The 20,924-nt window shown below is 67.6% G+C and carries 11 protein-coding genes; 8 read left to right on the top strand and 3 right to left on the bottom strand.

From position 1 onward, the window contains the following. Position 1: 1 nt before the first annotated feature. Positions 2 to 1,288, bottom strand: coding sequence for a D-tagatose-bisphosphate aldolase, class II, non-catalytic subunit (locus ACS5PN_RS27430; protein ID WP_439467216.1), 1,287 nt, complete (start codon positions 1,286 to 1,288; stop codon positions 2 to 4). After that, positions 1,285 to 2,196 (bottom strand): EamA family transporter, encoded by a 912-nt coding sequence (locus tag ACS5PN_RS27425; protein WP_439467215.1) that lies wholly within the window; start codon positions 2,194 to 2,196, stop codon positions 1,285 to 1,287. Before ACS5PN_RS27425 ends, ACS5PN_RS27430 begins: the two co-directional genes overlap by 4 nt. A 383-nt stretch (positions 2,197 to 2,579) precedes the next feature. Between ACS5PN_RS27425 and ACS5PN_RS27420 the strand changes: the two genes are divergently transcribed. The 7 genes from ACS5PN_RS27420 (at position 2,580) to ACS5PN_RS27390 (ending at position 14,892) form a co-directional block, all read left to right on the top strand. Beyond that, on the top strand, positions 2,580 to 5,396 hold the full coding sequence (locus ACS5PN_RS27420; protein WP_439467214.1) for a TonB-dependent receptor: 2,817 nt from the start codon (positions 2,580 to 2,582) through the stop codon (positions 5,394 to 5,396). Continuing rightward, positions 5,396 to 6,490 carry an amidohydrolase family protein gene (locus ACS5PN_RS27415; RefSeq protein WP_439467213.1) on the top strand — a complete coding sequence of 365 codons (1,095 nt, stop codon included), beginning with the start codon at positions 5,396 to 5,398 and terminating at the stop codon, positions 6,488 to 6,490. The genes ACS5PN_RS27420 and ACS5PN_RS27415 overlap by 1 nt, the downstream gene beginning before the upstream one ends. Next, entirely contained in the window at positions 6,487 to 9,168 is a 2,682-nt protein-coding gene (locus ACS5PN_RS27410) for an alpha-galactosidase (protein WP_439467212.1), read from the top strand. Before ACS5PN_RS27415 ends, ACS5PN_RS27410 begins: the two co-directional genes overlap by 4 nt. Further along, positions 9,165 to 11,045, top strand: a complete 1,881-nt coding sequence (locus tag ACS5PN_RS27405) for an NPCBM/NEW2 domain-containing protein (protein ID WP_439467211.1) — start codon at positions 9,165 to 9,167, stop codon at positions 11,043 to 11,045. Before ACS5PN_RS27410 ends, ACS5PN_RS27405 begins: the two co-directional genes overlap by 4 nt. A gap of 123 nt (positions 11,046 to 11,168) precedes the next feature. Further along, positions 11,169 to 13,112: a DUF4832 domain-containing protein gene (locus ACS5PN_RS27400; RefSeq protein WP_439467210.1), complete on the top strand. Its 1,944-nt coding sequence runs from the start codon at positions 11,169 to 11,171 to the stop codon at positions 13,110 to 13,112. A gap of 23 nt (positions 13,113 to 13,135) precedes the next feature. Further along, positions 13,136 to 14,008, top strand: a complete 873-nt coding sequence (locus ACS5PN_RS27395) for a spherulation-specific family 4 protein (protein WP_439467209.1) — start codon at positions 13,136 to 13,138, stop codon at positions 14,006 to 14,008. A gap of 14 nt (positions 14,009 to 14,022) precedes the next feature. Then, entirely contained in the window at positions 14,023 to 14,892 is an 870-nt protein-coding gene (locus tag ACS5PN_RS27390) for a spherulation-specific family 4 protein (protein WP_439467208.1), read from the top strand. Positions 14,893 to 14,910: 18 nt separating this feature from the next. Here ACS5PN_RS27390 and ACS5PN_RS27385 read toward each other — a convergent pair whose 3' ends face one another. Then, a complete protein-coding gene (locus ACS5PN_RS27385) occupies positions 14,911 to 15,519 on the bottom strand; it encodes a PAS domain-containing protein (protein WP_439467207.1) in 609 nt (202 codons plus the stop codon). A gap of 161 nt (positions 15,520 to 15,680) precedes the next feature. On the opposite strand from ACS5PN_RS27385, the gene ACS5PN_RS27380 reads away from it, so the two are divergent. After that, the gene (locus tag ACS5PN_RS27380; protein ID WP_439467206.1) at positions 15,681 to 20,498 is read left to right on the top strand and encodes an NAD-glutamate dehydrogenase; all 4,818 of its coding nucleotides are present in this window, start codon (positions 15,681 to 15,683) and stop codon (positions 20,496 to 20,498) included. Positions 20,499 to 20,924: the final 426 nt, after the last annotated feature.

The raw sequence follows: 20,924 nt of genomic DNA, 5'->3' as shown, positions 1-20,924 counted from the left end.
TTCAGGCGGCGCAGGCTTGCAGATAGGGGCGCAGGGCTTGGACGGTGCCGTCGCGCAGCAGGGAGTCGGTCTGGGTGTTGATGCGGCCATCGCGAACCGCCTCGTACTGCCGCGGCAGGTACTGGCTGAGCAGCGTCAAGGGCGGCGGTGCGGCATCCAGGCGGGCCAGCATGGTCCGGCAGGCCTCGCGCACGGCGGGGTGGGCCCAGTAGTAGCGGATGCGGTCGCTCAGGGAGTAGGCAAGGTCGACGTTCAGGCGCTGGGGGTCCTGGTAATAGCCGCGCCAATGCTCGGGCTCGGCGCGCATGACGCCCAGCACCGTGTCGACGAGGCCTTCGCCCTTGCCCACCCATTCGCGCTCGACGGCGGCCAGGGCCCACAGCGTCTCGCGCAGTGCGAAGGTCACGCCGGGGCCGACCTTGAGGATGGCGAAGTGGTCGCGGGCCAATTGGGCCAGGCGCTCGGGCGTCTGGTAGTCGGTGGAATGGGCCTCGAAGACCAGGCCGGGCTGGCTCTCGATGAAGGCGCTCAGGGACCGCGCCTTCTCGGGCCGGTAGTCGATGACCTTGTGGTGGTCGAATTCGACGCCGGGCTGCACGACCATGGCGACGACGCGCTCCCAGGCGGCTTCGAGGCCGGCGCGGACGAAGGCGTGGCGGTGCAGTTCCAGCGTGGACGAGGCGGCCTCGGGCGAGGTGACGGCCAGCTCGCCGAGGTCTTCGTGCGCGCCACCGGGCACGGGCACTTCGGTGCCGATGACGTAGACGGGCGGCTCGCCGCGCTCAGAAGCGTCGCGCCAGGCTTGCTCAGCCGCTCGGCACAGGCGCACGGCGCGAGCGGCGATCTCAACCTCGGGCAGGGGCACCGGGTCGCCGGCACAGCTCATGGAGCAGTCGAGGTGGATCTTGCGAAAGCCTGCGGCCACGTATTGCGCCACCATGATTTCGGCCTTGGCCATGGCCGCATCGGCCGGCAGCCTGCGCCAGGCATTGGGGCCGAGGTGGTCGCCGCCCAGCAGCAGCAGTTCAGGCGCCAGGCCCTCGTTGGCGGCCAGGTCCTGCACATGGCGGCGGAAGTCCAGCGGCGTCATGCCGGTGTAGCCGCCATCCTGGTTGACCTGGTTGGACGTGGCCTCGATGAGGGCCGGACGGCTCTGGGCAGCGCACTCGCGCAGCGTGGCGGCGATGACGACGGGGTGGGCGGAACAGACGGACGGGATGCCGATGGCAGCGGCGTCGCCATGGGCGGCTTGCTTGTGGCGGCGCACGAGGTCGAGCATGAGCTTCATGCGGCGTCTCCTTGAACGGGTTGGGAAGAGGAAGAAGAAGGCGTTTCAGGCTGCAGCGCCAGCAGCAGCGCAGCCATCAGGGCCAGGGCGATGCCGGCCAGCTTGGCGCCGGTGGGGGCGGTGCCGCTGACGGCCATGGACAGCACGGCCGTCAGCAGCGGTCCGCCGGCGTTGACCAGGGGAGACACGACCAGGGCCTTGCCGTAGCGGAAGGCGTAGACCAGGGTCAGGGCGCCAATGGCGTTCAGCACCTGGATGACGGCCGACAACCCCGGGCCCTGCCAGCCCCAGTTGATGGGCTGGCTGAAATCGGTCATCCACAGCGCGAAGGGCACGCAGGCCAGGGCGCCGACGGCCATGTAGAAGAAGATGCTTTCGGCGCTGGTGCCCACATTGGCCAGCTTGATGAAGTAGGCCTGCAGGCCCCAGGCGACAAGCACGGCCAGGGCCAGTACGAACCACAAACCCACGGCCTGACCCTGCTGGCCGAACTGGAAGTCGAACAGCGGCAGGGAGCACAGGGCCAGCGCGATGCCGGTCATGCCCAGCTTGCCGGTGCGCTCGCCCAGCAGGCCGAAGGACAGGGCGATGGTGATGGCCGGCGACAGCGACACGATGGGGAAGACCAGATAGGCTGGGCCGAGCTGCACTGCGCGGAACAGCAGCATCTGGCCGCCAGCGCCGAGCAGGCCGACGGCCAGGCCCAGCGCGACAGAACGGCGGTCGCGGTCCAGGCGCCAGCCGGCGCGGGCCAGCACGATGACGCCGGGCACCACCATGGTCAGGGCCCACACCACGTAGATCAGCGTGTCGGGAAATCCGTGTTCGGCCGGCAGGCCGGTGAAGGCGCCCCACACGCCCCAGAGCAGGGTCGTGATCAGCGTGTAGGTGAGCCAGTTGCTCTGCATGGGGAGTCTTTCGTGGGCCAGGGAGTTCTGTTTTGAACTTTCGAGCGAAAGCTTAAACGAACGAAAACGAAAACACAACAGCGAAAACGCCTTCGTATGCCAAATCCCGTGGGTGAGGGGTGATTTCCCATATAGCTCTGGCTGTTCTCTCTATGTCAGCCCCATGGAAGGCTTTCGTGGCATGCTTCAACGAAAGCAATCGGCATCCGTGAAAACTCTATACGAAATTAAACGAAAGCATTCGTAGACTTGCGTCAAGCCGGTTCGAGGGGCATCCGAGGAGCCGGCACCAGCACCGGGGAGAGCTGCCCCGGCATCCAAAGCAGATGACATCGCGCTGCCCCGACGGCAGCCCCGACACACAAGATCAAAGGAACTGTTCGATGAGTCCTCGCCTGCAACCCCGTTGTTTCGCGCTGCACCCGCTGACGCTGGCCGGCCTGATGGCCCTGGCCGCCCCGGCCTTTGCGCAGGAGGCGGCCAAGACCGACGCCGACAACACGCTGGACCGCGTGGAAGTGACCGGCACCCGTGCCAGCCTGCAGAAGTCCCTGGCGCTGAAGCGCAACGCCGCCGGCGTGCAGGACAGCATCAGCGCGACCGAGCTGGGCCGCTTCCCGGACAACAACGTCGCCGACTCGCTGAGCCACATCACTGGCGTGTCGATCTCGCGCACGGCCGGCGGCGAAGGCCAGAAGGTCAGCATCCGCGGCCTGGGCCCCGAGTACACGATCACCACCTTCAACAACCGCCTGCTGGGCACCGACAGCGCGGGCCGCTACTTCGCCTACGACGTGCTGCCCGCCGACGTCATCAGCGGCGCCGATGTCATCAAGTCCACCCAGGCCTCCATCATCGAAGGCGCCATCGGCGGCCTGGTGAACCTGCGCTCCGCCAGCCCCTTCGACCAGAAAGGCCAGCGCGGCCTGCTGCGCGTGGAAGCCGACCGCAACCAGATGAGCAGCCTCAATGGCCAGAAGCTGTCAGGCACCTACAGCAACACCTTCGGCGACACGCTGGGCGTGCTGCTGGGCGTGGTCTATGCCAACCGCGATGTGCGCACCGACACGGCCGGCAACGACGGCGGCTGGAGCCGCAACCCCAAGCCCAGCGACCCGGCGGCCTTCTGGCCCTGGGGCAACACCTGGGGCGGCAACATCGACCCCAACGGCAATGGCCAGCTGGACCTGAACGAGGAAGGCCTGATCGGCCCGGGCCAGTTCCGCTTCGGCACCATCATGGAGAAGAAGAAGCGCACGGCGCTGTCGGGCAAGGTGGAGTGGCGGCCGAGCAATGACCTCAAGGTCGTTGTTGACGGCTTCAAGACGCGGCTGGACTCGCCGCAGGTGGGCTACCAGCTGTCCTTCTACCCGCTGTTTGCACCGGGCCGCTGGTCCAATATGCAAGTCACCAACGGCGTGGTGACCGATTTCACGCTGGCCAATCCCAACCCGGAACTGGCCCTCAATCCCGAGCTGCTGAACAAGACGGAATACCGCGTCGTCGACACGGCCATGTACGGCGCCAACGCGGAATGGAAGCTGTCGCCGACGCTGAAGGCCACGGGCGACATCTACGAGTCCACCTCCAAGCGCCACTCCGGCGGGCAGGACAGCTATGTCGTGCTGCGCATGAACCAGCCCAACGTCACGCGCATCCAGCTGACCGGCTCGGCCGTGCCCGACGTGAAGACCACCTTCAACGATGGCCGCGACCTGCAGACCGGCTTGGCCCAGGGCCTGTTCACGGCCAAGGACTTCAACACCCACTACTTCAGCCTGGCCGGCGACAACATCGACGACAAGATCAATGGCGCCACCGGCAACCTCGAATGGAAGGTGGATCGCTTCAACATCGACCAGCTGAAGTTCGGCTTGAGTGAGACCCACCGCAAGAAGTCGCGCGACCTCATCAACAACGCCTTCAATGCGGGCGACGGCCAGTACTCTGGCGCCAATGCCATCAACGTCGGCGCGCTGGGCGGCAACGTCATCAACCAGACCCTGAGCCCGTCGGGCTTCATGGACGGCGTCAGCGGCAACTTCCCGCGCACCTTCCTGGGCTTCGACATCAACAACTATGTGCAGGCACTGAAGGCCTATGACGGCAAGGCCCGTCCGGGCGGCGGCGTCTACGACTTCAGCAAGGCGGCGCCGGCCTGGAACCCGCTGGAAAGCTACCGCGTGACGGAGAAGACGACGACGGCCTTCGTGCAGGCCGACCTGTCGGGTGATGGCTGGAACGCCGACGCCGGTGTGCGCTTCGTGAAGACCAAGACGACGTCACAGGCCTGGGACGCCAAGATCACCGACATCATCGAGAACGGCGCTTTCAACTACACGGCCGTCTACGCGCCGCCGTCGGTCGTGCAGCAGGAGTCGACCTACAACTTCGCGCTGCCGTCGGTCAACTTCACCTGGCTGATCACCAGCGATCTGCAACTGCGCCTGGGCGCGGCCAAGACCATGGCCAGGCCGTCGGTGGACAAGCTGGCACCGACGAGCACGACGCAGAGCATTTCCTGGGGTGACTTCACCCAGGTCTTCGGCGGCAATGCCGACCTCAAGCCCTACAGCGCCCGCCAGGCTGATGTGTCGCTGGAGTGGTACTACGCCAAGGACTCGGCGCTGAACTTCGCCGTCTACCAGAAGAACATCAAGAACCAGATCACCAGCGAGTACCTGACCGGCCAGAACATCGGTGCGCCGGGAGGCCGGCTGTTCAACATCAGCCGCCCCATCAACGGCGACAAGGCCATGGCACGCGGCTTCGAGATCGGCCTGCAGCATCTGTTCGACAACGGCTTCGGCGTGCGCGCCCAGTACACCCGCAACAAGTCGCGCAGCTGGGTGGGCGGCGAGGAGCGTGCGCTGGAAGGCATCGCGCCGGCCACCTCGTCCTTTGGTGTGCTGTACGAGAAGGGCCCGTGGAGCATGAGCGCCACGGCCGACCACACCGACGCCTTCGTCACCGCCACCAATGTGCTGGGCGCCGGCTTCAACGAGCGCGCCAAGGCCGTGACCTGGGCAACAGCCCAGATCGCCTACGAGGTCAACAAGTGGCTGCGCATCAGCATCGAAGGCAACAACCTGACCGATGCGACCCAGGAGTACACCCTGGGCAATGACAGCGTGAAGCTGCCGCAAGGCTATTACCGTTACGGCCGAGCCTTCACCCTCGGCGCCTCCATCAAATTCTGATGAAAGTTCTCCTCCGTATTGCCGCCCTGCTTGCCGGGGCGGCTTTTTTCTCCGCACAGGCGGCCGAGCCCAAGCCCTACACGATGGCCGACTACGGTCGCATCGTGAAGATCGATGTGCACATGCATCTGCACAACCCGGCGCCGGCCTTCATGGCGGCGGCGAAGCGCCAGAATTTCAAGGTGCTGACGATCAACGTCGACTACCCCGACTTCCCGCCGCTGGACGACCAGCAGCGCGTGGCCATCGAGTTGCAGAAAGCTTTTCCGCAGGATGTGGCCTGGGCGGCCAGCTTCTCCGTCGATGGCTCCGACAAGCCCGAATGGCTGCCCGCCACGCGCCAGCGCATCGCCACGGCCATGAAGGCCGGCGCGGTGGGCGTGAAGGTCTGGAAGAACATCGGCATGAGCCTGAAGGGTGCCGACGGCCAGCTGGTCATGATCGACGACTCCCGCTTCGCGCCACTGTTCGACGACTTTGCGAAGCAGGGCATCCCGCTGCTGGGCCACCAGGGCGAGCCCCACAACTGCTGGCTGCCGCTGGACCAGATGACGGTCAACAATGATCGCGAATACTTCAAGGCCCACCCGCAGTACCACATGGCCCTGCACCCCGAAATGCCGAGCTGGGAGGCCCAGATGGCCGCGCGCGACCGCATGGTGGCGGCCCACCCGGGCCTGAACTTCATCGGCGTGCATCTGGCCTCGCTGGAGCGCAACGTGGATGAGCTGGCGGCCTTCCTCGACAAGTTCCCGAATGCCAAGGTCGACGTGGCCGCACGCATCGGCCAGCTGCAATACCAGAGCCAGAAGGACCGCGAGCGCGTGCGCCGCTTCTTCATCAAATACCAGGACCGCGTCATGTACGGCAGCGACATGTCGCAGGAACCCGGTCAGGACGGCGCGGCTCTCGCCAAGGAAGCCGAGGGCGTCTGGCGCATGCACTGGCGCTACTTCAACACCGCCGACAGCTTCAAGGTCGCCGACCTCGACAAGCCGGTCAAGGGCCTGGCCCTGCCGCGCGAGGTGGTCGACAAGCTCTATCACCTGAACGCCGAACGCACCTTCCCCACGGCCTGGGGCGGCAAGCGATGACGGCACGCCGGGCTTTCCTGCAATGGCTGGGCGCGGCACCTCTGGCCGCCCAGCGGCCGCTGGCACAAGCGCAAGGCCGTGGCCATGTGCGCGTGCAGGATGCAGCGGTCTCGCTGCAGTTCGACGAGCAGATGCGCTGCCGCGTGGTCAGCCTGCTGGGCAAGCAGCCGGTGGAGCTGACGGGCTTTGATGCCAGCGAGCATCTGGTCGTCAAGGGCAGGGTGCTGGCGCGCTTTGCGCTGCAGAAGGCCGAGCCCGGCAAGGCGGTGACGCCGTTCGGTGCCGCCCAGACATTGCGCCTGGTCGGCCGCTCCGCTGAAGGCGTGGAGAAGCGCGTCACGGTCACGCTGCTGGACGAGCATCCCGGCGTCGCACTGCTGGACGTCAGCTACGTCAACACGACGGACAAGCCGCTTGCCATCGATGCCTGGGTCAACGCCGCCCACCGCCTGGCTGCTGCGCCTCGCCATGCCGGTGGAGCGAAAGGCTATTGGACCTACTCCGGCGCGAGCCATGCCGACCGGCGCGACTGGGTACAGCCTGTCAAGCGCGGTTTCGAGCAGCGCAACTTCATGGGCATGAATGCGTCGGACTACGGCGGCGGCACGCCGGTCGTCGATGTCTGGCGACGGGATGTCGGCCTGGCCGTCGGCCACCTGGCACTTCAACCGCAGCTCGTCGCGCTGCCCGTGAAGGCCAGCGGCGACCAGGTCGACATTTCTCTTCGAGGTGATGAGCCGCAAGTGCTGGCGCCCGGCGCCACGCTCAAGACACCGCCGACCTTCCTCACCGTCCATCGTGGCGACTTCTTCGTGCCGCTGGACCGCTACCGCCGCCTGATGGCCGCACAGGGCCTGGCCGCGCCGCAGCCGCCGCAGAGCGCCTACGAGGCGCAGTGGTGCGCCTGGGGCTATGAGCGCGACTTCTCGCTCGACTATGTGCGCGCCACCCTGCCCAAGGTGCAAGAGCTGGGCTTCAAGTGGGCCGTGCTGGACGACGGCTGGCAGGTCAAGACCGGCGACTGGACGCCCGACCTGGCCAAGTTCCCCAAGGGCGAGGCCGACATGAAGGCCCTCGTCGCCGACATCCATGCCCGCGGCATGAAGGCCCGGCTGTGGATCGCCCCACTGGCCGTCGCGCCGGGCAGCGACGAGCTGCACGACCACACCGACCTGCTGCTGCTGGACAAGGACGGCGCAGTGCAGAACGTGACGTGGTGGAACAGTTTTTATCTCTGCCCCGCCTACGAGAAGACCCAGGCCCGCCTGGCGGCCACGGTGAAGAAGATCATCGGTGACTGGGGTTTCGACGGCCTCAAGGTCGACGGCCAGCACCTCAACGGCGTGGCACCCTGCTTCAACCCGGCGCACAAGCATGCGAGGCCGGAGGATGCGGTGGAGAAGCTGGCCGACTTCTACAAGGTCATGCACGCCTCCGCCCACGCGGCCAACCCGGAGGCTGTCGTCGAAGTCTGCCCCTGCGGCACCGGCTATGCCTTCCACAACATGCCCTTCATGGACCAGGCGCCGGCGTCCGACCCGACGTCGAGCTGGCAAGTGCGACACAAGGGCAAGACGCTGAAAGCGTTGATGGGACCGTGGGCGGCCTATGCCGGCGACCATGTGGAGCTGAGCACCGGCGGGCAGGACTTCGCGTCCAGCGTCGGCATAGGCGCCGTCGTCGCCACCAAGTTCACCTGGCCGGTCGACCCCAAGCCCAAGGACTCCTTCCTGCTGACGCCCGAGCGCGAGCCGCACTGGCGCCAGTGGGTGGACCTCTACAACCGCCAGCGCTTGGCCGAAGGCCGCTACCGCGGTGAGCTGTATGACCTGGGCTTCGACAAGCCCGAGACCCATGTCATCGAGCAGGGTGGGGCGTTGCATTACGCCTTCTATGCCGAACGCTGGGACGGCCCGGTCACGCTGCGTGGCCTGGGTGTGGGCCGCTGGACGCTGCGTGATGCGCTGACGGGCAAGGAGATCGGCAAGGTCAGTGCCGACCAGCCGACGCTGCCGGTGCGCTTCACGCACAGCCTGCTCATCGAGGCGCACCCCGATGCGCCCGACAGCCTGCCCGTGGCCTTCGCTGGCAAGGTCACCCGGGTCGGCGCCGACGGCTTCCCGCTCGCCTCGCAATGGGCCGATGCGCCGACGAACTTCTTCCGCCACGACTGGCAAGGCAAGTCGATCGCCGGCCCGCAGTCCACCCGCGTGCAACTGCTGCGTGGTGCCAACCAGCTCTATCTGCGCTTCATCTGCAAGTACGAGGCTCTGAGCACCTTCGACCGCGCCGCCTCGGCCACCGACATCTGGCCGCTGTGGGAGCGAGATGTCGTCGAGGTCTTCCTGCAGGCCCCGGACCGCGCCGGGCTGAAGAGCTACCGCGAGGTCGAGGTGGCGCCCAATGGCCTGCTGCTGGAGGTCGCCGTCGAGGCCTCGGGCAAGAAGCGCATCGTCGGCGAGAGCCGCGCCAAGGCCAGCATCGATGCCGAGCACAAGGTCTGGACGGCCGAGCTGGCCGTGCCCATGCGAGGCGCAGAGGACGGCTGGCGCCTGAACCTGTTCCGCGTCGAAGGCCAGGGCAAAGATCGGGTGTATTCCGCGTGGAGCCCGATCCAGACCGCCGCGCCCGATTTCCATGTGCCGACAGCCTTCGGCCGCCTGCTGCCCGCCGCATGAAGTTACTCGCCCTCGCCCTGCTCGTCGCGTTTTCTGCGCAAGCCCAGCAGCCGCTGGCCGCCACTGGTCGCTGGCAACACCAGCCCGTCGGCAGCGCGCCCACGCCGCCCATGGGCTGGTCGAGCTGGAATGCCTTCCGCGTCGACATCACGGAGGCCAAGGTGCTGGCCTCGGCCCAGGTCATCGTCGACTCGGGCCTGGCGGGCGCGGGCTACCGCAGCATCAATATCGACGACGGCTGGTGGCTGAAGCGCCGTGCGGACGATGGCCGCCTGCAGGTGCGCACCGGCCTGTTCCCGAGCGCAGCCACGGGCAAGGACTCGTCACTGCGGCCGTTCACCGACCGCATCCATGCCATGGGGCTGAAGGCCGGGCTGTACACCGACATCGGCCGCAATGCCTGCTCCCAGGCCTATGACGCCGACAGCCCCAACCTGCCCGAAGGCACGGCGGCCGAGCGCGAGGTCGGGCTGATGGGCTTCATGCGCCAGGACGTGGCGCTGTTCTTCGGCGAGTGGAATTTCGACTACTTGAAGGTGGACGGCTGCGGCCTGTCTTCCTACGGCCGCGACCGGCCCCATGTCGCCTCGGGCCAGTACCGCGAATACCCACCCACCATCGTCGAAGGCAATATCAACCAGTCCGATGTCGAGGGCACGAAGAAGCTCTACACCGGTCTGAAGCAGGCGCTCCACGATGTGAGGCCGCGCGGTGACTATGTGCTGTCGGTTTGCCTGTGGGGCACGGTCAATGTGAGGAGCTGGGGCCAGGACGCCGGCACGATGTGGCGCACCAGCCGCGACATCGCCAACAGCTTCTCGCAGATGGTGCACAACTTCGACAGCGTGGCCACGCGCGAGTTCTATGCCGGCCCGGGCCGCTGGAACGATCCCGACATGCTGGAGATCGGCAACGGCGACTTCGACAGCAGCCACCTGCTCGAAGCCCGCACCCACATGGGCCTGTGGGCCATCGCCGCGGCACCGCTGATGATCGGCACCGACCTGTCCAAGGTCTCGCCGGCCGTCATCGACATCCTGAAGGCGCCCGAGGTGGTCGCCATCAACCAGGATGCGGCCGGCCACCAGGGCGTCATCGCCTATGCCGACAGCGACCGTCAGATCCTCGTGAAGACCTTGGCCGATGGTCGCAAGGCGGTGCTGCTCTTCAACCGCACCGGCTCGCCAGCCAAGTTCACGCTGACCGCCGAGCACCTGAAGATGGATGCGACGGCGCCCATCGCGCTGCGCGACGCCTGGGCGCGCGCTGACGTGGGCACCTTCACCGGCCAGCGCGAGTTCGAGCTTCAAGCCCGCGAGGCCCTGCTGTTCACGGCGAGCGGCAAGCATCTGCTGCCGCGCGGTTACTTCGTGTCCGAGCGGCCCGGCAATGTCTACGTGGCCCGCGACGGCATCAAGGCGCTGGAGCAGGACCCGGTCGCCTACCGTTCGCTGGCCTCCTGGGGCACGACGGACAACGGCGGCACCCGCCCGGCCTACGCCGGCTGGGGCGGGCCGCGTGCGGATTCGACGCCCTATGACCAGGCGTTGAGCGTGCAGCGCCAGGCCTTCCGCCATGGCATCGGCGTGCTGGCCGATTCGCGCCTGCAGGTGCAGCTGGCGCCGGGTTCGCAACGCTTCAGCGCGCGCGTCGGCGTGGACGACTCCACGCGCGGCAAGACCGCTGCCGTCAGCTTCGAGGTCTGGGGCGATGGCCGCCGGCTTGCGGCGACCGCACCGATGAAATTCAACCAGCCGGCGCGCGACCTCAGCGCCGACCTGCGCGGCGTGAAGCTGATCGAGCTGATCGCGCGCCAGCACGGGACCGACACCGCGGGCCCCGTCGTCGTCACCTGGGGCGAGGCTCGCATCGAGTAGCGGCCCCACCGCTTCCCTTTCTTCACGCCTTTTGGCACCGGTCGCGCCGGTGCTCCGGCCGCGCTCGCGCTGACGCGGCTGGCGCTCCCCTGTCAGCGCTCTGTCGTTCATGAGGAGAACTCCATGCCTTCCATGCGTCCCTGTCCCGCGCCGCGCTCTCGCGCCGGGCTGAAGCTCGCTTTCCCTCTGGCCCTGCTGGCCGCCTGGCCCGTCGTTTCGACGGCAGCGCCCCTCGTCTCCAACCCGCTGGGCGCCTGCCTGGAAGCCAAGGTCGACAGCTGGGACATCCGCCTCGCGACCTGCAATGGCGCCGCCGTGCAGGACTTCGTGCTGACGCCGGTCAGCACGGGCAGCAGCATCTACACACTGAAGAACACGCAGTCGGGCCTCTGCGTGGCGGCCACCGGCACCAGTTCCGGCGCCTTCGTGGAGCTCAACAACTGCCAGAGCGGCCAGACGGGCCAGCGCTTCTCGGCGGTGGCACTGGCCGGTGGCTCGACGTCGCAGCTCAAGCTCGCCGCCAACAACCTCTGCCTGACCGCGCCGACCCAACTGGCCCAGGTGGCCTTCTCGGTCGCGACCTGCAGCACCAGCAATGCCAACCAGGCCTGGCGCCTCAACGCGCCCAGCCCGGCGCCCACACCGGCACCGACGCCGGCGCCCACACCCGCGCCGACGCCGGCCCCTACGCCTGCTCCCACTCCCGCACCGACCCCGGCGCCAACACCGGCTCCCACGCCGGCCCCGGCTCCGGTCGAGACCAGCTTCACCGTCAGCACCGCCGAGATCGCCAACCCCGAGCGCGGCATGTACACCTGGGCGGCCGACGACGTGTTGACCTGGACCCAGGCCAATGCCGATGCGCAGTTCCAGGCCGGCTTCCGCGCCGTCTACGGCCCCGTGCGCCTGGATGCCTATGCCAACACCACGCTGCCCGCCAGCGTGCTGACGCAGCTCACCAACGCTTTCGCCATCGCACGCCGCGCCGGCTTGAAGCTCGTCCCGCGCTTCCTCTACAACTACCCCGAGAACGAGACCGAGTACCAGAACGTCAAGGATGCGCCGCTGGCGCGCGTGCTCGGCCACATCGACCAGCTCAAGCCGGTGCTGACGGCCAACGCCGACGTCATCGCCTATCTGCAGGCCGGCTTCATCGGCGCCTGGGGCGAATGGCACACCTCGTCCAACAACCTGACCGCCGTCAGCCCGCGCACCCAGATCCGCGATGCGTTGCTGAACGCGCTGCCGACGGACCGCTTCCTGCAGCTGCGCTATCCGCCCTATCTGATGCAGTGGTCGGCCCAGGTGCCGAGCTGGCGCGACGGCTCGGCGGCCTCGCGCATCGGCGTGCACAACGACTGCTTCCTGGCTTCGGCCACCGACGTCGGCACCTACAGCGAAGACGCCGCCACCCGCCAGAACGAGCGCAACTACACGGCCTCGCTGTCCGGCGTGGCGCCCTTCGGTGCCGAGACCTGCAACCCCGCCGACGAGGAGGGCGCGGTGCCGCGCACCAGCTGCGCCGACATCCTCGCCGAGGGCAAGCAGTTCAAGCTGACCTATCTGAACAACGACTACTACCGCGACCTCTTCCATACGAAGTGGGAGCAGCAGGGCTGCATGGCCGAGGTCAAGCGCAGCATGGGCTACCGCTTCGAGCTCTCGACGCTGCGCCATACCGATGCGGTGACAGCCGGGCAATCGGGCACGCTGCTGCTGACCGTGCGCAACAGCGGCTGGGCACGCGCCTTCAACCCGCGCGCGGTGCAGCTGCTGCTCAAGCACAAGACCACGGGCGCCGTCGTGCGCATCGCGCTGCCGGCGGTGGACCCACGGGGTTGGTTGCCCAACAGCACCAGCACCGCGTCGGCCGGCTTCACCGTGCCCGCGGGCACGCCGACCGGCGCCTACGACGTGTTGCTGGCCCTGCCCGACGGTGCGGCGTCGCTGAGCGCCGATGTGCGCTACAGCGTGCGCCCGGCCAATGCCGACAACGCCGCCAAGGCCCAGGCCTGGGACGCCACGCTCGGCGCCTTCCGTGCCGGCACGACGCTGACCGTCCGTTGAACCCCCTTCTTCCGGAGAAACGCATGTCCAACTTTCGCGTGAAGCTCGCTGCCGCGAGCCTGCTGACCCTCGGCGCCACGCTGGCACCCGCCGCACCCACCGGCTTCGGCATGGTGGCCTACTGGGGCGAAACCGCCAGCACCTACGGCGGCCAGATTCCCAGCGGCGCCTATGTCGTCATCAACCCTAACAGCGGCGCCACCGGCTTGACCAGCAGCCAGGTCACCAACTGGAAGGCCGTCATCGCCAATATCCGCGCCCAGGGCGGCAAGGTGCTGGGCTATGTGGCCACCGGTTACGACCACAACACCGCCGACGAGCTGGCCCGCTACAACGCCATCAACGCCAACCTGACGGCCTACAAGACCGCGCTGGGCGGCGTGGACGGCTTCTTCTTCGACGAGGCTGCCTTCGACGACGCGGCCCTGACCGACACGCAGAAGTGCAATGGCACGGGCCCCAAGTTCAGCGCCGTGCGCGCCAAGATGACGGCCACCGGCACCAGCGGCACCGTGGTGTGGAACGCCGGCTGGCCCGGCGCCAGCAGCTGCTTCGTCGGTGCAGCCACCTACGGCGAGCACATCGTCGTCTACGAGGCGGCCTACGCCGACTACCTGAACGCGGCGAGCTGGCTCAATGGCGGCGTGCAGACCTACGCTGCCTCGCTCGGCCTGAAGACCTGGCTGCTCGTGCACTCGGCCACGCAGGCCCAGATGCAGGCGACGCTGAAGGGCAGCGCCGCCAACTACGTCTACGTGACCAGCATGACCTACAACCCCAGCCTGCCCTGGGGCGGCCCGATCTGGAACTACACACCCACCTATTGGGGCAACAACAGCCTCTCGGGCTCCGAGCGCTGGTGCCTGAACAGCCTGAAGACCGGCGGCAGCTGCTGAGCGGAGGAGATGAGATGAAACGCTTGAAGACCCTTCTCGCCACGCTGGCCCTGACCGCGGCGGCGCCCTTCGCCTCGGCCGTCGAGATCGTCGTGCCGGCCTATTTCTACCCGTCCTGGATGCCCGAGCTGAACGAGTGGCACCAGCTGACCTGGGCCGCCCAGCAGGGCGCCAACGTGACGGCCATCATGAACCCGGCCAACGGGCCGGGCCTGTCATCCAACAGCGACTACGTGGCCTCGATCAACGAGTTCCGCGCCGCGGGCGGCAAGGTGATCGGCTATGTCTACACCTGCTATGGCGTCAACCACTGCACGCCGGAAGTGCCGCCGACACGTTCGACCAGCGAGGTGCTGGCCGACGCCGAGAAATACGCCAGCTGGTATCACGTCGACGGCGTCTTCCTCGACGAGATGGCGACCCAGCCCGGGGCGCTGCCCTTCTATCAAACCGTCAGCAACGGACTGAGGTCCGCCCACCCCGGCTGGGAGATCGTCGGCAACCCCGGCGTGACGCCTACCGCCGGCTACAACGGGCTGGCCAACACGCTGATGAGCTTCGAGGGCTCTTACAGCGACTTCGTTGGCGGCTCCTTCCTGAGCGGGCTGTCGACCCATGCAGCGTCGACAGGGGCCATCGTGCACAGCGTGGCGACGGTCGCGCAGATGCAGGAGGTGATGGGCTTGGCCAGGCAGTACGGCCTGGGCGCCATCTACGTCACCGACGGCACGATGGCCAGCGGCAACCCCTATCTGCATCTGCCGAGCTATTGGCGGGCGGAGGTGGCGGCCGCTGCAGCCGTGCCGGAGCCGGCATCGGCTGCGATGGCAGCGGGTGGCTTGCTGGTGTTGTTGGGCGCACTGCGTAGTCGGCGTGTGCGCTAGCTGAGGATCGGGTGCGCCTCAGAGTGCATCCAACCCTTCGAGTTGTGCCACCGTGGTGCGCAGCAGGTCCGTCACCAGGCTGAGCACCCGGTCCCTTTCGAGCGCGATCTGCTGCTGCCTCGCGTCGGCGGCATCCTTGTTGGCGTCGCCTGTGCTCAACAGCAGGTGAAAAGGCAGCGACAGCGGCCTGCCGGCCATGACGCCCCGGGGCCCTTCCGGCAGGCCGGTGCTGGGCGTGGGTGCGCGCTGGGTCAAATCGATCATCGTTCCCACCATGCGCAGGGCACGCCCCTCGGGGCTGCGCTCGATCACCCTTCCACGGGAATGGACGGACCGATAGCCCGAGCCGTTGCTGCGCAGACGAAAGCGCGCCTCGTAGTCGGGCTGGCTGCCTTGGGCGTGCCGGCGTATGGCGGCCATCATGCCGGCCAGGTCTTCTGGGTGGACCCTGCAGCGCCAGAAATGGGTGCTATCGGCGCCGTGAGGCTCCGGGAAGCCGAAACGCTGCTTCCACTGCGGGGAATACTGGACGGTTTCGAGGTCCAGGCGGAGGTCCCAGACCCCCAACTCACCGGTTTCGATGGCCTGTCGCCAACGCATCTCCATCGGTGGATTCTGCATTTCCATGCGGGTGATTGTGAGGCTGCGGGCCTGCCGCCCCGTGAAGCCTTGCAAGCAGGCGCTGTGGCAGGCGTAACCTCCGCCTATCAACACTTGGCACAGCGACCCAGGAGGGCGACGATGCCGGTGGCTTGATCCAACGGCTTCAGACCGGACAGGAGACACGCATGCAGGCGCAGACAAACGCAGGTGGCCCGAGGGCCGAACGCATGGAAGAAGTCATCAAGCTGGTGCGCAGCCGCGCCGGCGAAGACCAGCGCGAGGCGCTGGTGGACTTTGTACAGAGGTATTTCGGCCAGGTCGACCCGGAGGAGCTAGCCGAGCGCCAGGTGGCCGACCTGTACGGCGCGGCGGTGTCGCACTGGAGCTTTGCGCGCAAGCGCGAGGTCGGCCGGGCGCGGGTCAGGGTGTTCAACCCGACGATTGCCGAGCATGGCTGGCAGTCGACGCACACCGTCATCGAGATCGTCAACGACGACATGCCCTTCCTCGTCGACTCCGTGACCATGGAGGTCAACCGCCACGGCCTCACGCTGCACCTCATCATCCATCCGCTGGTGGCGGTGAACCGCGATGCCGACGGCACGCTGCAGAGCCTGGCCGCCGATGGCGTGCGCGAGTCGCTGATCCATGTCGAGGTGGACCGCATGCCCGAGCAGGCCCGCATGGACGCGCTCGCTGCCGACGTCAGCCGCGTGCTGGAGGACGTGCGTTCGGCCGTGAACGGCTGGCGGCCCATGCGCCAGCGCATGCTGGACATCATCGACGAGCTGCAGGGCCAGGCGCCGCCGCTGCCGGGCGACGAACTGGCCGAGGGCCTGGACTTCCTGCGCTGGCTGGCCGACAACCACTTCACCTTCCTGGGCTACCGGCGCCACGGCCTGGCCAGTGTCGACGGGCAGGACGTGCTGACCGTCGTGCCCGACTCCAGCCTGGGCATCCTGCACGACGTGGCGTCGCTGGACGCCGTGGCCGCCTTCGCGGCCCTGCCGGCCGAGGTGCGCGCCCAGGTGCGCCGGCCCGAGTTGCTGGTGGTGACCAAGTCCACGGCCCGCTCCACCGTCCACCGCCCGGGCTATCTGGACTACGTGGCCGTCAAGCGCTTTGACGCCGCCGGCCGGGTCTGCGGCGAGGAGCGCTTCCTGGGCCTGTTCACGTCCACGGCCTACAGCGCCAACCCCGCCGACATCCCGCTGCTGCGCCGCAAGGTGGCGGATGTGGTGGCGCGCGCCGGCCTGCCCGCAGGCGGACATGCCGGCAAGGCCCTGATCAACATCCTGGAGACCTACCCGCGCGACGAGCTTTTCCAGACCAGCAACGACGACCTGCTGCAGACGGCGGTGGGCATCCTGCACCTGGGCGAGCGCCAGCGCTTCCGCCTCTTCGTGCGGCGCGACCCCTTCCAGCGCTTCGTGTCCTGCCTGATCTATGTGCCGCGCGAGCACTACACGACCGAGCTGCGCCAGAAGTGGCAGGCCATCCTGCTGCAGGCCTTCAACGGCAGCGGGTCGGAGTTCAACGTGCACCTGTCGGAGTCGGTGCTGGCCCGCATCCAGATGACGATACGCACCCAGCCGGGGCACATCCCGGCCTTCGACGTGCGTGAGCTGGAAGCGCGCCTGGCCGTGGCGGCGCGGCGCTGGGACGACGAGCTGAAGACGGCCCTCATCGAAGCCACCGGCGAGGCCCGCGGCGTGCAGCTGCTGCGCCAGTTCGGCAGCGCCTTCCCGGCCGCCTACCGCGAGGAGTTCGAGGCTCGCGCCGCTGTGCCCGACGTCGAGATGATGACCCGGCTCAGCGATGCCGAGCCGCTGGGCATGAACCTCTACCGGCCGCTGGAAGCCGCGCCCGGCCATCTGCGCTTCAAGCTGCTGCGCCGCGGCGAGCCGCTGACGCTGTCGGACAGCCTGCCCATGCTGGAACACATGGGCATGAAGGTGCTGGACGAGCTGCCCTACCGCATCGCACCGACCGACTCGGCGCCGGTCTGGATCCACGACTTCGGGCTGAAGCTGAGCAGCGCCCATGCCGAGGTCGAGGTGGACGCCCTGCATCAGGTCTTCGAGAACGCCTTTGCGGCCGTGCTGCGCGGCGATGTCGAGGATGACGACTTCAACCGCCTCGTCGTGGCGGCGCGGCTGACGGCGGAGCAGATCGTCGTGCTGCGCGCCTATGCCAAATACATGCGCCAGATCGGCTTCGCGCTGTCGCAGTCCTTCATCGAGGCCACGCTGGTGGCCCATGCCGGCATCGCGGCCCAGCTGGCGCGGCTGTTCGAGCTGCGCTTCGACCCGGCCGGCGGCGCGGAGGCCGAAAGCATGGCCGCCGCCCAGGTCGAGGCCATCACGGCCGCGCTGGAGGAGGTCGACAACCTCTCCGAGGACCGCGTGCTGCGCCAGTACCTGGCGTTGATGCTGGCCACGACGCGCACCAACTTCTGGACCCGCGACGCGGCGGGCCAGCGGCGCAGCTTCCTGTCCTTCAAGTTCGACTCGTCCAAGGTGCCCGGCCTGCCTCCCCCGAAGCCGATGTTCGAGATCTTTGTCTATTCGCCGCGCTTCGAGGGCGTGCACCTGCGCGGCGGCCGCGTGGCGCGTGGCGGTCTGCGCTGGTCGGACCGGCCGGAGGACTTCCGCACCGAGGTGCTGGGCCTGGTCAAGGCGCAGATGGTCAAGAACACCGTCATCGTGCCGGTGGGCTCCAAGGGCGGCTTCGTGCTGAAGAAGGCACCGCCGGCCAGCGACCGCGAGGCCTTCATGAAGGAGGGCGTGGCCTGCTACCAGAACTATCTGCGCGGCCTTCTGGACCTCACCGACAACCGCGTCGGCGACAAGATCGTGCCGCCGCCGCAAGTGCGGCGCCATGACGTCGACGACCCCTATCTCGTGGTCGCCGCCGACAAGGGCACGGCCACCTTCTCCGATTACGCCAACGGTGTCAGCAAGGAGTACGGCTTCTGGTTGGGCGATGCCTTCGCTTCTGGCGGCTCCATCGGCTACGACCACAAGGCCATGGGCATCACGGCGCGTGGCGCCTGGGAGTCGGTCAAGCGCCATTTCCGCGAGATGGGCGTGGACACGCAGACGACGGACTTCACCGTGGCCGGCGTGGGCGACATGTCGGGCGACGTGTTCGGCAACGGCATGCTGCTGTCGCGCCACATCCGCCTGCTGGCGGCCTTCGACCACCGCCACATCTTCCTCGACCCGTCACCCGACGCCGAAACCTCCTTCGTCGAGCGCGAGCGCATGTTCAAGCTGCCGCGCTCGTCCTGGGCCGACTACGACGCCAGCCTGATCTCGGCCGGCGGTGGCATCTACCCGCGCACGGCCAAGTCCATTCCCCTCACGCCCGAGGTGAAGGCGGTGCTGGGCATCACGGCCGACGCCATGACGCCGACCGAGCTCGTCAACGCCATCCTGAAGGCGCCGGTCGACCTCATCTACAACGGCGGCATCGGCACCTATGTGAAGGCCGCGAGCGAGACCCACGCCCAGGTGGGCGACCGCGCCAACGACGCGCTGCGCGTCAACGGCGGCGAGCTGCGCTGCAAGGTCTTCGCCGAGGGCGGCAACCTGGGCTGCACCCAGCGCGGCCGCATCGAGTTTGCGCTGGCGGGCGGTCGCATCAACACCGACGCCATCGACAACTCGGCCGGCGTCGACACCTCCGATCACGAAGTCAACATCAAGATCCTGCTCGGCCTGGCCGTCAGCGAGGGCGAGCTGACCGAGAAGCAGCGCAACACCGTGCTGCCGCAGATGACCGACGACGTCGCCGCCCTGGTGCTGCGCGACAACATTTTCCAGACCCAGGTGCTGTCGGTCACCGGCCACCTGGCGCCGCAACTGCTGGATGCGCAGTCACGCTTCATGCAGTACCTGGAGAAGGCTGACCGGCTCAACCGCGCCATCGAGTACCTGCCGTCCAACGAGGAGATTGCCGACCGCCGCGGCAAGGGCCTGGGCCTGACCAGCCCCGAGCGCGCGGTGCTGCTGGCCTACAGCAAGATCTGGCTCTACGACGAGCTGCTGTCTTCCACGCTGCCCGACGACCCCTGGGTGTCTACCGCCCTGGTGCGCTACTTCCCGACGCTGCTGCAGGACAAGTTCAGCGGGTACATGCAGCGCCACCCGCTCAAGCGCGAAATCATCGCCACCCACGTCACCAACAGCATGATCAACCGGGTCGGCAGCACCTTCGTGCACCGCTTGCTCGAGACGACCGGCGCGCGCGCCTTCGAGATCGTGCGCGCCTATCTGCTCAGCCGCGAGATCTTCGGCATGGTCAGCTTGTGGCAGGGCATCGAGGCCCTGGACAACAAGGTGGCCGACGAACTGCAGTCGCGCATGCTCATCGACACCAGCCGCCAGCTGGAGCGCGGCACCAAGTGGTTCCTGCGCTCCAACCGCCTGGTCGACGACATGGGCGCCACCATCGATCACTTCACCGCCAACTTCAGCAAGCTCGCGGCGCGCCTGCCGCAACTGCTGGACGCCGACGAGCGCGCCCGCGTCGATGCGGCAGCGGCCGCCTATGTGGCCGGCGGCGTGCCGCGCGAGCTGGCCGAGCGCGTGGTCACCTTCGGCACCTTGTACGCAACGCTGGACATCGCCGAGATCGCCGGCAGCGCACGCTGGCCGGTCGAGCTGGTGGCCGCCATCTATTTCGACCTCGCCAACCGCCTGGGCCTGCCCTGGCTGCGCGACAAGATCAACGCCCTTCCGGGCGACCAGCACTGGCAGATGCTGGCCAAGGGCGCCATGCTGGACGACCTGTGGGGCCTGCAGCGCGCCATCACCGGCGCTGTGCTGGCCGGCGACGGCGACCACGACTCACCGACGGCCTTGGTCGAGGCTTGGCAGGCCAGCAATGGCCGCACCATCGAGCGCGCCGAGCAGCTACTGGGTGAGCTGAGGGCGGTGCCAGCGCCGGATGCCGCGATGTTGTCGGTGGCGTTGAGGGAGTTGAGGGGGCTCACCTAGGTCGACAGCGTCTCGTGCGATCGAGTGGCTCCAGCAAGAAATCTGCGGCCACCTCAATTGATCGGATACAGCTATCGCGCAATTTCGCTTTCTTGCCCAACGGAATGCTCTAGCCACCTAGTCATCACGGTCGGCGATTTTGGCGCTTGACTCAGGTTGAGCTGCTTGCATTGGTCGTGAACGATTTCCGTTCAGGTGAACGGCCAGATGTCTGAAGCTAGGGCTTTTCCGCCGTGAAGCAGCAGTCTGCTTAAGGCTGAGAGCAGCGGTTCGGTCGGTTGTCGGCGAACGACGGCTATCGACGGCGGATTCAACCGGTCATCGCAACACATTCGCTGAATCGCTCAGCGGGCGTCTGGAAGCCGAGCGTCTTGCGCGGCCTCTCGTTCAATTGTCTGGCGATCGAGTTGAGCTGCAGCTGTGAGT

This window comes from Roseateles sp. NT4, assembly GCF_051857475.1.
Taxonomy (GTDB): Bacteria; Pseudomonadota; Gammaproteobacteria; order Burkholderiales; family Burkholderiaceae_C; genus Pelomonas.
Note: the sequence above shows the minus strand (reverse complement) of the source record. Positions and strands in the feature narration are given on the sequence as shown.

What these genes read in the sequence shown, in the direction of transcription:
- ACS5PN_RS27430 (WP_439467216.1), bottom strand. Translation starts at nt 1,288, where the DNA reads ATGAAGCTCATGCTCGACCTCGTGCGCCGCCACAAGCAAGCCGCCCAT.
- ACS5PN_RS27425 (WP_439467215.1), bottom strand. Translation starts at nt 2,196, where the DNA reads ATGCAGAGCAACTGGCTCACCTACACGCTGATCACGACCCTGCTCTGG.
- ACS5PN_RS27420 (WP_439467214.1), top strand. Translation starts at nt 2,580, where the DNA reads ATGAGTCCTCGCCTGCAACCCCGTTGTTTCGCGCTGCACCCGCTGACG.
- ACS5PN_RS27415 (WP_439467213.1), top strand. Translation starts at nt 5,396, where the DNA reads ATGAAAGTTCTCCTCCGTATTGCCGCCCTGCTTGCCGGGGCGGCTTTT.
- ACS5PN_RS27410 (WP_439467212.1), top strand. Translation starts at nt 6,487, where the DNA reads ATGACGGCACGCCGGGCTTTCCTGCAATGGCTGGGCGCGGCACCTCTG.
- ACS5PN_RS27405 (WP_439467211.1), top strand. Translation starts at nt 9,165, where the DNA reads ATGAAGTTACTCGCCCTCGCCCTGCTCGTCGCGTTTTCTGCGCAAGCC.
- ACS5PN_RS27400 (WP_439467210.1), top strand. Translation starts at nt 11,169, where the DNA reads ATGCCTTCCATGCGTCCCTGTCCCGCGCCGCGCTCTCGCGCCGGGCTG.
- ACS5PN_RS27395 (WP_439467209.1), top strand. Translation starts at nt 13,136, where the DNA reads ATGTCCAACTTTCGCGTGAAGCTCGCTGCCGCGAGCCTGCTGACCCTC.
- ACS5PN_RS27390 (WP_439467208.1), top strand. Translation starts at nt 14,023, where the DNA reads ATGAAACGCTTGAAGACCCTTCTCGCCACGCTGGCCCTGACCGCGGCG.
- ACS5PN_RS27385 (WP_439467207.1), bottom strand. Translation starts at nt 15,519, where the DNA reads ATGGAAATGCAGAATCCACCGATGGAGATGCGTTGGCGACAGGCCATC.
- ACS5PN_RS27380 (WP_439467206.1), top strand. Translation starts at nt 15,681, where the DNA reads ATGCAGGCGCAGACAAACGCAGGTGGCCCGAGGGCCGAACGCATGGAA.